13 protein-coding genes are annotated in these 14363 nt (G+C 35.9%); all 13 read right to left on the minus strand.

Translation table 11 applies throughout. The features are described 5' to 3' along the window. Window positions 1-39: 39 nt before the first annotated feature. The 13 genes from JOC48_RS07315 to JOC48_RS07375 all read right to left on the minus strand — a co-directional run bounded on the left by JOC48_RS07315 (window position 40) and on the right by JOC48_RS07375 (window position 14100). Window positions 40-675 (minus strand): YesL family protein, encoded by a 636-nt coding sequence (locus JOC48_RS07315; RefSeq protein ID WP_204498422.1) that lies wholly within the window; start codon window positions 673-675, stop codon window positions 40-42. Window positions 676-790: 115 nt separating this feature from the next. Further along, window positions 791-1642, minus strand: coding sequence for a carbohydrate ABC transporter permease (locus JOC48_RS07320; protein WP_204498423.1), 852 nt, complete (start codon window positions 1640-1642; stop codon window positions 791-793). 3 nt (window positions 1643-1645) lie between these two features. Continuing rightward, window positions 1646-2500 carry a carbohydrate ABC transporter permease gene (locus tag JOC48_RS07325; RefSeq protein WP_338024245.1) on the minus strand — a complete coding sequence of 285 codons (855 nt, stop codon included), beginning with the start codon at window positions 2498-2500 and terminating at the stop codon, window positions 1646-1648. A 215-nt stretch (window positions 2501-2715) separates the two neighbouring features. Then, window positions 2716-4041 carry an ABC transporter substrate-binding protein gene (locus tag JOC48_RS07330; protein WP_204498425.1) on the minus strand — a complete coding sequence of 442 codons (1326 nt, stop codon included), beginning with the start codon at window positions 4039-4041 and terminating at the stop codon, window positions 2716-2718. A gap of 125 nt (window positions 4042-4166) precedes the next feature. Beyond that, entirely contained in the window at window positions 4167-5714 is a 1548-nt protein-coding gene (locus JOC48_RS07335) for a response regulator transcription factor (protein ID WP_204498426.1), read from the minus strand. Continuing rightward, a complete protein-coding gene (locus JOC48_RS07340) occupies window positions 5689-7470 on the minus strand; it encodes a cache domain-containing sensor histidine kinase (RefSeq protein WP_204498427.1) in 1782 nt (593 codons plus the stop codon). The genes JOC48_RS07335 and JOC48_RS07340 overlap by 26 nt, the downstream gene beginning before the upstream one ends. Before the next feature lie 276 nt (window positions 7471-7746). Next, window positions 7747-8511, minus strand: a complete 765-nt coding sequence (gene aroD, locus JOC48_RS07345; RefSeq protein ID WP_204498428.1) for a type I 3-dehydroquinate dehydratase — start codon at window positions 8509-8511, stop codon at window positions 7747-7749. A 36-nt stretch (window positions 8512-8547) separates the two neighbouring features. Then, the gene (locus JOC48_RS07350; RefSeq protein ID WP_338024243.1) at window positions 8548-9081 is read right to left on the minus strand and encodes a shikimate kinase; all 534 of its coding nucleotides are present in this window, start codon (window positions 9079-9081) and stop codon (window positions 8548-8550) included. 192 nt (window positions 9082-9273) lie between these two features. Then, window positions 9274-9981: a YwaF family protein gene (locus JOC48_RS07355; RefSeq protein WP_204498429.1), complete on the minus strand. Its 708-nt coding sequence runs from the start codon at window positions 9979-9981 to the stop codon at window positions 9274-9276. Window positions 9982-10061: 80 nt separating this feature from the next. Then, window positions 10062-10214, minus strand: coding sequence for a hypothetical protein (locus JOC48_RS07360; RefSeq protein ID WP_204498430.1), 153 nt, complete (start codon window positions 10212-10214; stop codon window positions 10062-10064). A 22-nt stretch (window positions 10215-10236) separates the two neighbouring features. Continuing rightward, a complete protein-coding gene (locus tag JOC48_RS07365; protein ID WP_204498431.1) occupies window positions 10237-11430 on the minus strand; it encodes a Ger(x)C family spore germination protein in 1194 nt (397 codons plus the stop codon). Next, window positions 11423-12529 (minus strand): GerAB/ArcD/ProY family transporter, encoded by a 1107-nt coding sequence (locus tag JOC48_RS07370; protein ID WP_204498432.1) that lies wholly within the window; start codon window positions 12527-12529, stop codon window positions 11423-11425. The genes JOC48_RS07365 and JOC48_RS07370 overlap by 8 nt, the downstream gene beginning before the upstream one ends. Further along, entirely contained in the window at window positions 12526-14100 is a 1575-nt protein-coding gene (locus JOC48_RS07375; RefSeq protein WP_204498433.1) for a spore germination protein, read from the minus strand. Before JOC48_RS07375 ends, JOC48_RS07370 begins: the two co-directional genes overlap by 4 nt. Window positions 14101-14363 lie beyond the last annotated feature (263 nt).

Here is a 14363-nt window from a genome sequence, read left to right on the forward strand (position 1 = left end):
AAAAAACAAGAAGAAGCATATTATAATCTTCTTGTTTTTTTATATGGACGCATTCGCACTATCAGTCATTATTACCTCATACTTATCATTCACCTTTTTAAATGCACGTTGAGCAGGCATCGTTATTACAATAGCTAAAACACTGCCGCTAAAAAATAACAACAAACCTTGGAACTGTAATAATATAAAGCCGATTCCTGCTGTACCAAGAAACATAACCAATGTAGGGAACGGATTCATTAACATAATGAAGAAAGCACTTTTAAAAATTTGCAAAAATTTCATTTCGTAATGAACGAAAATCGGGAACACATAAAATGCCGTAGCTAGTGAAATGAGAGAAATAATCAGTAATGGAATCGTTAATAAGGCGGCCATTGAATTTGATTGCATGGTTAAAAACAAGTAATCTAAATAAAAAATATAACCAATGATAGCAATCACATATCCAAGCAAATTGCTTTTTACGATTTCTTGTCTGTATGTTCTCCAAAAGGTTTTAAATATCGGTAAATCCGTTTCTCCGTTTAACCATTTACGAGTGATTGTGAATAGTGAACATGTTGCAGGAAATAATCCAACAATGAATAACCCTAATATAGAAAATCCAATCCATAATAGATTAATATAAGCCAGTTTTGCTACCCATTCAAAAAATCTATGTACTGCATTCATTTTACTCCCTCCAATTCAAGTGGAATGATAAAGGATCTGATGGTGAGGCCATTACGTTTCCTTTCCCACTGAAACAGTAATTTCCTCACGACAGTCCCCCAATTGCTCTTTCACTCTATCCTTTTAACCCACTTGTACTAATTCCTTCGACAACATAGCGTTGGAAAAAGAAGAATAATACAAATACTGGAATTAACGTAACAACAGACATCGCAAACATTGCCCCATAATTAGACACAGTTTCATTACTTAAAAACATATTGAGTGCCATAGACACGGTATATTTACTAGGGCTATTGAGGTATAAAACAGGTCCAAGTAAATTATCCCACGTCCAATAAAAGGTAAATATTGCAGTTGTCGCTAGCGCTGGTGTAATTAATGGTAGAATTATCTTATAATAAATTTTAAATGTATTAGCACCATCAATTGTGGCTGCCTCATCTAACTCCCTCGGAATCGTACGAATAAATTGTACCAACAGGAAAATGAAGAATGGATGCCCAAAAAATCCTGGTACCACTAGTGGCTTAAGTGAGTTTAACCAGCCAAGCTTTGCGAATATAATGTACTGTGGAATCATCACTACTTCAAAAGGAAGCATTAACGTTACAAGCATAATTGTAAACCAAAAACCGCGTCCAAAAAATTTCAGCCTAGCGAAGCCAAAAGCAATTAAAGAACACGAAACTAGGTGTCCAACGAGCATTAATGCTACGAAAATCATTGTGTTTTTAATAAACGTAGCAAAGGTATAGCCACCAAATCCTTCCCATCCTTGAGGATAATTTTCAAATGTAAATGGATTTGGGATTAAAGTCTCAGCAGTTACAAAAATATCTGCACTTTCTTTAAATGAACTAAAAATTAACCAAACTACCGGATAGAGCAACAAAATAGCAAAACCACCGACAATAATGTGATATAAAAAGTATTTTGATTTAGAAGTTGTTTTTGCTATTGCCATCGGTTACCTGCCCCCTTCCGATTCATAATGAACCCAGTATCTAGCAGTTGCAAAAATAATAGCCGTTAGAATTGCAATGATTAGAAGCATTACCCAAGCCATTGCTGATGCATAGCCCATATTGAAATACTCAATCCCTTGCTTAAATAGGTAAAGGGAATAGAGTAATGTACCATCTAACGGATCACCGGTACCTTTGGAAATGATGAATGCAGGTACGAATGTCATAAATGCTGCGATTGTCTGCATAATCATATTAAATAACATAACAGGACTTAGCATGGGTATAGTAATCATATAAAACTTTTGAAAAAAGGTTGCTCCATCCACACTTGCAGCTTCATAGTAGCTTTGCGGGATCGATTTTAAGCCCGCTAGAAATATCAACATGGATGAACCAAACTGCCAAACCGATAAGAAAATTAACATCCATAGTGCTGCCGTCGGGTCTCCAAACCAGCGAACAGCATCTAGTCCTAAAAATGTTAATCCTAAATTAACAATCCCTTCGTCTCCAAAAATGTTACGCCACATAATAGCAACCGCAACACTTCCTCCAATTAAGGAAGGTAAATAATACATCGTTCGATATAAACCAACTGCTCTTGAAGCTGTGTTTAAAAGCATAGCTACAGCAAGAGCGAACCCTAATCGCAATGGTACTCCACCAAATACATAGATAAATGTCACCTTTAACGATTGCAAATATCTAGGGTCATCGGTAAACATTTTCTGAAAGTTCTCCAGTCCTATCCATCTCGGTGGCGAAAATAAATCATAAGATGTAAACGCGAAATATAAGGATGCTATGATAGGAATCATAGTGAATGATAAAAAACCAATAATAAATGGTCCGATGAAAAAATATCCCCATAAATTATTTCTAACTTTAGCACTTAACTTTCTTGTTGGTTTCTGGTTTAATGGTGAGCCTAATTGTGTTTCACCTACCTGTGTACTCAAGATCTCAGCTCCTTTCTGAATACTTAAGATGATGGATGGTAATAAGAATGCATTGAAACAGAGAGGGAAATAATCTCTCTGTTCCAAAAACACCCATTATTCACAGAGATTTAGTTTGCAAGAATACTTTCTGCTTGCTGCCTAAAGTTAGTAGCTGCATCTTCTGGCGAAATCTCTCCATAGTTCATTTGTTCAGATAGGTTATTAAGCAGCTCAATGATTTCACCTGCACCAGATGGATCTGGTGGTCCCATTTCGGAGCTGTTTTGTTCTGCCCAATCGATATACTCAAATACTTGTTGCTGTGCTTCAGAAACTTCAGAAGCAATTTCTTCCTTGATTTCAGAAGAAACAGGTACACCACGCTCGGCTTTAATAATTTTGTTAGCTTCTACATCATTAACAAAGAAGTCAATAAATGATGCAGCCGCTTCTTTATGGTCTGAGTTTTCAGACACAGCGAGGAACATACTAGGCTTTAAGAATAAACCATCAGACACATTTGGCCCTGGCATTGGGTGCATTTCAAGTGGTCGATCGGCAACCTGTTGTAATCCTAGGAATTGGTTCGACCATTGCCAAATACCTACACCCTCTTCTTTTACTACTGGATCATCTTCCACACCAGATAATTGAGATAAGTAATCAGGTGTCGGAGTAGAACCTGCTTCTACACGATCAGCCACCATGGAGAAGAAATCTACGAATAATTGGTCATCTTCATACCCTAAACCACTACCATCTTCAGCATACAAACGATCGCCTTGTGTTCGTAAATAGTAGTTAAAGAAAACATCTGGCTGGAACCCTGTATCAAAATAGTAACCAGCTCCAGCAGCTTGGTCTGCAATTTCAATATAATCATCCCATGTCCAATCTTCCGAAATAGAATCTACTCCAATTGCTTCGAGCATTGCTGGATCATAGTGAAAACCTACTGCATTAACCCCAGCATTAAAACCATATAATCCATCTCCGATTTTTCCACCATTAATGATATTTTGATCAATGTTAGATACATCGATTTCGTTATCTAAATACGGTGTTAAATCTGCAAGCTGGTTATTTTGTGCGTATTGAGAAATGTAAGAAAGATCCATTTGTATAATATCAGGTAATTCGTTCGCAGCCGCTTGAGGTGCTAACTTTTTCCAATAATCATCCCAACTGGCATATTCTGCTTCAACGTTAATATTTGGATTTTTCTCTTCAAACAATTCAATTACTTCGTTTGTGTAATTATTTCTTGTTTGGTTTCCCCACCATGCAAATCGAATGGTTATTTGATCTTCTCCACTTCCATTATCTTCTTCTACTTCACTTGACCCATTACCACTGGAAGTGTCCCCTGAGTCACCTGAACTACTGTCACTACTACATGCCGCTAGCCAAAGTGTCATGAATAATCCCAGTAATAATATAAGTGTTTTTTTCATTTACTAATTCCCTCCCCTTTTCTTTTCGCATTGAAAGCGATTACAGTTATAGAATATCAGATAATAGTTCAGATACATGATAGAAAAAACAGATATTTCTGTTCAAAAAAAAGAGAATCAATCATTTAGATTGATTTCATAATATCCGATGGAGTAACACCGGTTATCCGCTTAAAGATTTGACTAAAATATTGTGAATTGGTCCCAAATCCTAGGCGTTCAGCTAACTCAAATACTTTTACATCCTCCTCTTGCTCTATAATTTTAACTGCTCTTTGAATTCGTGCCCGCGTGACATAGGTAGAAAATTTTTCCCCTACTTCTTTTTTAAACAACTTTCCTAGGTAATCGGCATTCATATATAGCCTCTCAGTAGCTACCCATTGTAAAGATAGCATTGGGTCTTCCAAATTCTCTTCGATTGCTCGAAGCATGTCCGTTACAGCTGGAGAATATTTATTCCCTCGTTTCTGACTATAATAATCTATCATATAAAGGAAAAGCTCCTCAAATGCATCACGAAAAGCCGGAAGCGTCTCAATTTCTTCTAATCTAGCAATCTCCCTCATATAAGTATCCTGACGATCAAAGGAACCAATTTTCACGATTGTCATATAAAGGTGAATAAGATAAGATTTCACTAAGTTTGGTCTCAGCTTCATTTCATTGATTTTCTTAAAGATTTGCTCAAGCTCCGTTATCACTTCCTTTTTTTTATCTGACTTTAACAATAACACCATTCGTTCTGGATCATATTGGTATAGGGCACTATCATCTGTTTCAAAAGAAATAGAATCTGTAGAAAATATAACGCTTTGCTCCCCTAAATAAAAACGCTGATCTATTTGTTTATAAACCTCTCGATAAGTTTCATAGATAGACAAAGGACTAACAGCTTTACTTATTATCACCGAGACACCTTTTCGGTCTGAATTAAGATAGTATTTCTGAATTGACTTTATTTCATTCAACAATTGCTTGTCTTCAGTATAATTCCTTATGAGAACTAGGAAGGAATCACCGAAATTAGTTTGCGTGATCACAGACTCTTCATGCAATGTATTGCTAACAATTGTTCGGAGCATTTCTGTCTGTTCTAATAAGAAATTTCCTTCAAAGTAAAAATAGAGCAATTGTACTTTCTTATTATTTCCTACTAATTGTAAAAAGCCATCCTTTATTTCCAGGTCTGCTGCTCGATTAGTTAACATGGCTTTCAATAGTTGTTCGCGTTCGATTAGACTAAACTTGTCTACCTTGTTTTCAATTGTTTTCACATAGTGATTCTCTGCATTTTGTTCATCTATTTCTCTAACGACATCACTGATTGCACTCGTCAGCGTATCCTCATTACATGGTTTTAGTAAATAATGCTTTACACCATAACGCATTGCTTTTTGTGCATATTCGAACTCATTATAGCCAGATAAGAAAATCCACTTAATTTCCGGAAAAGAAGCGTGAGCCTTTTCTAATAATTCAATCCCATCCAATCCAGGCATTGTAATATCTGTAATAACAATATCCGGTTGATATTCATGAATAAAATCAAAGGCTTCCAAACCATTCCTTGCTGTTCCAGCTAAATTGGTCTTTTGTTCTTCCCAATTAATAATGGAAGAAATCCCTTCTAATATCATGCGCTCATCATCTACTAACAACACGTTGTACATTTTCTCCCCCACCTTCGTAAGGTAACATCACATATACCTTTGTTCCCTTTACTTTAGTACTTTCTATTTTAATTCCATATTTTTTCCCAAAAATCATTTGAATTCGTTCATCAATATTTCTTAAACCTATTCCTGTTCCCTGTGGTTGATAATCGCCATTTTTTAACTTCGGTAAAAAGTCAGCATCCATTCCTGGTCCGTTGTCTTCAACTGTAAGAATGATATTGTCCTTTACCTTTTTCCCGATGACACGGATAGTGCAAGTTCCGACCATTTGTTGCAAACCATAACGAATCGCATTCTCAATTAATGGTTGCAGTGTAAACTTTGGCACCATACAATGATAGAGCTCTTCAGAAATTTCTGTTTGAAAGTCTAGTCTTTCTTCAAAGCGATAAGACTGAATGACAATATACTTTTCAACAATCGTCATTTCCTTTTCTAGCGTGATTGTTGACTCCTTCATATTGATTGATGACTGCAGAATATACCCCAATGACTCAGCCATTCGTGAAATTCTATCCTTCCCCTCCATTTTTGCGGACCAGTTGATTGATTCAAGCGTATTATAAAGAAAATGTGGATTCACCTGAGCTTGCAACGTTTTAAATTCTGCTTCTTTGATAACCAATTGCTTCTTATAATTTTCAGCAATTAAATGGTTGATTTGGTTCATCATGATATTAAAATTTTCATGCATTTTCCCAGTTTCATCTCGATAATATTTTACATCTTCATTCGAATAAAATGGATCCAATTCTCCAGTTTGCACGATTTCCATTTTCTTATTTAGACCTTCAATCGGCTTTATAATACCATTTACAAAACGCATCGACATGTAAGCAACAACAATAAACATAATCGTATATAAACTAATTACTGCGGCTCGAACGGAAGTAATTGCATTAAACAGACTACTGTACGGAGTAACAATCATATATGTCCATTTCGTGTGCTGTGCCGGACTATAAGTTATAAAGTATCTTTCTCGATTATCTTTGATTAAGCTATACCCTTTTTCGTTGTTAATCGCAGCGGTATAAGCACTTGACAACCGAGTATCTACCGGGTAAACCTGTTGATTATTTTCATCAAAAATGGCCAACTGTGCATTTTCACCATTAATCGTACTAGTAAAATCTGAAACGACCTCTGCAACGTTCATTCGAACAGCAACTAACCCTAATGGTTCAAATGAGAAATCATAATCAGAATATGAACGAATTTTCCTAGCTGTAATCAGAGCAGGATCTTCTCTATTTGGAAATACCCACTCTACCCCACCTTTTTTAACAGAAGCCTTTGCATCCACCTCCTGTATACGATCCTTTGATAATATTTCAATATCTTTACCTGTCGCATACTCTTTACCGGAAAGGTCGTACACTTGAAGAGAATCCACGTATTTATTTAGTGCACCTAGTTGAAGCAATCGATCTTTAATGTCATTTTCTACTATGTATTTTTCATACTCACTTTGATTGTCTTTAAGACGTTTTAAATAGCTTTGGATATGCGAATCGGTCGCTACCTGAAACGATAACCGCTCCATTTTTTTCAGTTCATTTTCAATCGAGTTAGATGAAACACCTAATGATTGTGCTGATTGCCGATAAATTTCTTCATTATAAACGTTAAAAGCATGTTGAAGAATTGAAATACCCCCTATACTGAATGATAGTAGGATAAACGAAATTAATAAAAACATTTTATATTTTATTCTTAATTTAGAATAAAATGATTTCATTTGCTTCATGCTTTCCCCCCTATCCACTCAAGAACAGTTCTGTTAATTAATTTAACTAACTAATTAATTACTTGTTAACGCTTTCAAACCAATATAATTAACAACCCTTGAAAACATCAACAAAGAGGTGTTGCTGCGGAAGTTAATTGTGAGGGTAAAGATTAAAGAGGTTGTTCAAAAAGGACTAAAGCTATCAAAGTCATTTACAAAATAATTTAAAATATTAGGATAATTATAGCAAAAAAATCCAATCAAAGCCATTTAGACTTTCATTGGATTTTTGCACTAGCTATTTTCATGCAAAATATTAAGAACTTTTCGCAAATCTGCTATTGGCACTTGTCCTGGTGCTGAAGCTTTTTTTACTGTCCCGAAAGTTAATGCAGAACCAAAAATTTCTCCTGCTAACCGACTAATGGCTCCCGTACCAGCCATAGACATCGTGATGATTGGTCGATTTGCATATTGTTCCTTCATCGTTAAGGTGGCGTCTAATAGTGTAAGAACGTCCGATTTTGAAGTAGGCATTACGGCCAATTTTGGTAAATCTGCTCCTAAACTTTGCGCTCTTCTTAATCGTGTCACCATTTCATCTTTTGATGGTGTTTTTTCAAAATCATGATTAGATACAATTGTAAATACATGATGACTTTTAGCAAGTTGAATCAAGTCTTTGACATCCTGCTCCTCTTTAAATAGCTCTATGTCAATAAGGTCGATAAGCCCTGTTTTTATCATGGCTTGATTTAATTGTACATAGTATGCGTCACTAATTGCCCTTTCTCCACCTTCCTTAATCGTTCGAAATGTAAAGAGTAATGGAGTATCACGAAGAACCCTTCGAATATCTTGTAACACTTGTTTTACCGTATCTAGGTCATCTGCCTGATTTAAAAAATCGACTCTCCACTCCACTACATCGATATCATGTTCGAGCAACTGAATCGCCTCTTCCACAAGCTGCTCACGTGTTTCTCCGACTAAAGGAACACAAATTTTTGGTATACCTTCCCCTATGACAACATCCTTTACTTTTAGCCCTGCTTCCATCAAACTTTCCTCCATTTAGCAAATTCGGTATGTATCTTAAGCTTGTTTTAATGACTCAACAATATAATTTGCAATTTCCTCAGGATCCTTGCCATCTGTCTCCACTTTTAAGTGATGGGAGGCATAAATTTGCTTCCGCTTATGATAGAGTTCTTCTATTTCATCCATCGTCTTTCCTTGTAGAACAGGACGATCATCCATAAGTAAGTGAATTCTTTCTTTCCATGATTCCCATGACAACTCTAAGAAAACAACAATACTAGATGACATACATAGATTTCTTACTTCCTCCTGAAGAAAAGCGCCACCCCCAACAGAAATGACTTGTAATTTCTTTTTACAAAAGCTCGAAATCACTTCCTTCTCCTTTTCACGAAATGCTGTTTCCCCTTGCTCTTTAAATATCTGAGGTATTGGCATTTGATATTTTTTTTCAATCTCGTCATCTATATCTACGAATTCTCGCTGTAATAAATTTGCCAATTCTTTCCCAATTGTAGTCTTTCCAACTCCCATGAAACCGATCAAAACAATGCTTTTATTCGTTAATGAACTCTTCTGTTGTATCACTACCCTGGCCCCCCCTGCACTCACGTTATCATTAAATTTATTATACAAGATTGATGTATCTCCATATTACATGAAACGGCCTTACAAGACTAGACTATTTCCTCATAACCACTAACAGTATTTATACTGATAAACGATTGGTCGATGAGAAAAATCATTATAGGAAAATTACGACAGATTCATCCTTTAGCATTATTTTTCAATATAAAATGGGATATATAGTAGCCAAAATGTTGCAAGAGCTATTACTTCTAACGGAATAATATAAAATGGCCATGGACCTAAATAGTCAATAATTGAGGGATTCGCAGGCTTTTTCATGATGTACATGTAATTACTGTTCATGATTATATTCACCATAAAAATGAGTAAAGCATAAACATTCAAATAAAGAAACGCTTTAAATATAGACTTAAAGGTTGGACGAAATCCTTCAACAAATACCATAAACATATTTGCTATAACAATTCCTCCATGAGAAATGAAGAAATGAACATATCGAAAGTGAGGGAAAGTATAAGCCTGAATGTCAGGAGTAACCATGGCTTGAAGGGCACTACCTAGACCAACAAAGTAAGTGAATTCGAAAAGTCTATAGCTGCGTGTGATTAATAAGACACTAGATAATAACAAAGAAATACTACTTAAGTGAAGAGGGAGAGAATAACGGAAGGACCACGTACCGATATAATTTAACCACCAAATCAAACTGATTTCAGAAACGATTAACATAGCTGCTAGCGAGTATCGAACAATTTTGTTAGGGAAAGCTTTTTTTAGTTGTGTTCGAAAAAAATATATACCTATACAAATGGCGATTATAAATAATAGTGTCAGTATATGGGTTAACGAAAACAGTATAAAAGGATTATTTCCATCCTTAACAAACCATTCGTACATGAGTCTCTTCCTTTATTTATTAAGAGTTTTTTGCTTACCGTTACCTCTAATTTTCCAAATTGCAGCTGCACATTTTATCATTAATCGCGCTTACTGTCTTTTTTCCATGGAGGATCCCCGTATTGATGTAATTTCTGATTTATTTTATAAGTAGCCCATGGCAATGCGACAGATAGAAATGTTAAAAAAATGATTAAATTGGAAGGAAAACGTCCAAGAAATTTTTCCCACATTCACTGATTCACCACCTTTTTATCATTTTTCAATTTGTATGACAGAACCTGATGTACGTATCATTGCTTTTGCATTCACTTTAATGTTGCTTTTGGCAAAGTAATTTTCCCCATGATCCCAATTATCCTTAATCTCTTTCCATGTTTTATAATCCTTTCGCTCCACATAACTGCCTAATTGTAATGCATCTACCTTTAAATCTTGATGGAGCTTTTTAATCGTTGTCTGAGCGATTCGTTCAATTTCTTTTTCTAAAGCAGACCTTACTTTATCCATGACCTCTGGTTTTGTGTAATCTAATGTTTCAAAAGACTCGCCAATATTTCCTTCGGTGGAAATATTTATGGTAAATTCAATCTGTTCCTTATCCTCCGTGTTTACTTCAATTTTACTATCGGCACGTTTCACTTCATAAACAACTAAATTATCTTCAATCATCGTTTTTAATAGTCCTGCATCATATTCTCCTTTAATAAATCGAACTCCTTCTGTTTCTTCCCCTGTAATAAACTCCTCGAATCGGTTATTATGTCCATGAATAATAGCAGCCCCTTCTATTTCTATATTATTATCCCCGCCTAACTTTATTTGTGGAACTAAGTAACTATGATGATCTACTAAACGTTCATAGATATCCCCAATTCTTTGTTCCGGTAGCATTTCTGGTCGCTTTCTAGCATTTTCAGCAATGGAATTGATAAACATAACTGGTAGATTATCAGGGTTTGGGTCCACATCAAAAATGGGACCTGCTTCTCCATTCGAAATAAAAACATTTATCCCTCTTCTCATTTCATGGTCACGGAGAAAAAAATCCAGAATATTAGCAAATACTTTTGGTTTTTTTGCCACTTCATCAGAAATGATGATCAATTGTAGGTGTTTCATAAATGGAGTTCGACTCGTTTCTTCCGCTAAATTACGTACTTGTCCGAACATCGTATCACTTCTAGAGACAAGGTTCTGATAAGCCTTTGTTGCACCGCCAGCTCCCCCTTCACCTTGCTGCAATCCACGGGGTACAACGAGCTGGTAAGTCCCTTTAAACACATAATCCCCTTGTGGCTGTTCAACCTCTTCTCCTCTTTGTTCTTCTAAATCAATCGCTACTCCAATATTAAATCCACGATCCTCTATTTCAACCCGATCCCAACATCCAGTAAGCAAAATTAATGTCATACAAAAGATGATGAAACCTTTTTTCACTCTATTCACTTCCTTTTATCCCCCTCAGTTTTGCAATAACTAGTAATACGATTGGGATGAAAACAACAACAAATAAGCTAGAGTAACTAATGTACGTTGCCATTGTTCTTATTTCGTTTAAATTTTGCGGGAACATAGCAGCTAAAAATATGATTGGTGAGAATATAAAAATTAAAGTTTTTTTCTTTACTTTTTTAAAAATAGAACGAGCAGCCAATAAGCTTACGTCATAAGCCATTGCAGCCGTATTAAAGATTGCCATAATCCAAATGATGAAAAATACAGATTCTAATCTTTCAAAAAACCCTCCTGGTACTTCCACTTCTTTTGCCAATTCAATGGTTGGAAACACCATCGTTTGAGTTGTGTCATAAGAAAAAACGCCAATCGTTATGACGTAAAAGGTGGCATATAACAAGACAGGAATTATCATACCTAAAGCTGCAAATTTCGGTGCCTTTTTCGGACGATTCATTAAAACGATATAAAATAATAGAATTTCATATCCTGAAAAGGAAAAATAACTTTCCTGCACCCCTTTCCAATATCCCTTTAGATCTGTTGTAAAAAATGGTGAAAGGTTTTCAGTATCAAAATAGGCTAGATTCATCAAACAAATGGTAATCGCTATTAGAACAATAATCGGCAAAAACATTAAATTCAAACGAAGGATACCGACGTGTGAGCCTGATACGGCATAAACGATAAGCATGAGAAAGCTGAATGAAGCAACTTCAATCGGAGTTCGATCAAAGATATAATGGGCTGCTATGACACCAATCATTCTCGTTTCATAAGCGACAAATAGTAAAAAATGAATCGTTAATCCCAGGGTAATAACAAATGCTATCGGCCTGGAAATAAGTGAAGCGGTGTAAGAGTAAAAGGATTGCTTTGGGTATTTAGCAGCAAGACTAGCTATCATCCAAGTAAAAAGAATAGCAAAAAGACCTGCAATAATAAGTGAAAATACCCCATCTACATAATTCGTTGCTTGGGCAAGATCTCGAGGGAGATTTAGTATTCCAATAGCAATAACCATTGAAGCAACGGCGTAAAATATCTCCGTGTGACCTATTTCGCCGTCGCCATATTCAAATGATTTCATGTGGAATTCCCTCCCTTATTGTCCATTCGCTCTGTGTCACCTGTTTGGGTATATTTCGGACGTTTAGTAAGCATCGTAATTGGAGCTCTAATAACTAAGTCCTTCCAATCACCATAAAAACTAGGTGCGAATGGTGCTGAATACGGAACACCAAGGCTCTTCAAGTTAACTAAATGAATATTAAGGGCAATATAACCAAGAATGATACCGTATAACCCGAGAACAGAAGCAATTAACATGAATCCAAATCTCAGCATGCGGAAAGATAGTGCCATACCATATGACGGCATAGAAAAGGATGCTATTGCTGTAAGAGCAACAATAATAACCATAACTGGACTAACAATCCCTGCTCTTACCGCAGCCTCCCCAATAACAAGTCCTCCTACAATCCCAATCGTTTGTCCAATTGGTTTTGGTAACCGGATCCCAGCTTCTCGCAATAATTCCATCGTTGCTTCCATTAATAAAGCTTCAATCAAGGCAGGAAAAGGAACCCCTTCTCTTGTCGCAGCAAGTGAAAATGCTAATTTTGATGGGATCATACCTGGGTGAAAAGAAACAAGAGCTATGTATAGTGATGGTAAAAACACGGCGATAAATGCTGCAACATATCTTAAATAACGAATTAGCGAGCTGACAATCCATCTTTCATAATAATCTTCTGGAGACTGTAACGTATTGCCAAATGTCATGGGAGCAATTAAAACAAACGGCGTTCCATCTAACAAGATTGCTATTTTTCCTTGATCGAGAGCGGATGCTACCTTGTCGGGTCGTTCCGTATGGGAAAGTTGTGGAAAAGGGGATAAAAAATCATCCTCTATCCACTGTTCAATGTAACCGGATTCCGGAGCATCATCCAAATCGATCGATTCTAACCGGCGGTTTAATTCTTTTACAAGATCAGGGTTGACAATCCCTTCAATATAAGACACAACTAGCTGTTTCTTTGACCGTCGCCCCACCTGATAAGCTTTAAATCGCAGATTAGAATCTCGTACACGCCGTCTAACTAAAACCGTGTTTGTTCGAATATTTTCGATAAAACCCTCGCGCGGACCCCGAATTAAACCTTCGCTAATTGGTTCTTCTATGCTTCTATTTTCCCATCCCTTTGTTCCTAAAATTAATACCTTGTCAGTCCCATTTACAAAAAGTGCGGTATCACCGGAGAGGATCGCTAACGATACTTCATCTAAATTGTTCACCACTTTTGATACACTAGAATGGAGTACTTTTTCATGTAACGTATTTAGTAATGCATCACCTTTAACTTCTACGTTTTTACCGCTTTCAACAGATTCAATTTGAATCGATTGCATAATTCGATTATCGATGACTGTTTTGTTTGTTAAGCCTGCTATATAAATGATTGCACACTCTTGATTCGTATTCCCGATCGTAAACTTCCTAGTTATCAAGTCATCCGGTGAGTCATATAGTTTTTTAATATTTTCAATGTTTTCATCTATCGTTCTAAATAATTGAACCTTAAAATCTTCTTGTTCTGACTGGTTCAATTGATTATTTTGTTGTTTTCTCTGATTATTAAAATATTTAAAAAACAAGCGACTCCCCGCCTTTCTTGTAGTGTAGATTTTCAAAGTTTGATAATTAAAATACCCGATTAACACTAATACAGCTTAAGCCTAATTCCTATTATTTACGAAATAGATAGGTCTTAACCATTTTTTCAGTAATATCCTATTAGTGGGACAACCGCCGTTAAACTGAAAAGAATTACGAATGGATATAAAAAGGTATTTTGGTCCAAAATTTTTCCATTTTGTTTCGTTTAAAATCACAGTTTGGTTTTATCAAATATTTAGGA

The sequence above is a fragment of the Aquibacillus albus genome, assembly GCF_016908325.1.
GTDB classification, from domain to species: domain Bacteria; phylum Bacillota; class Bacilli; order Bacillales; family Amphibacillaceae; genus Aquibacillus_A; species Aquibacillus_A albus.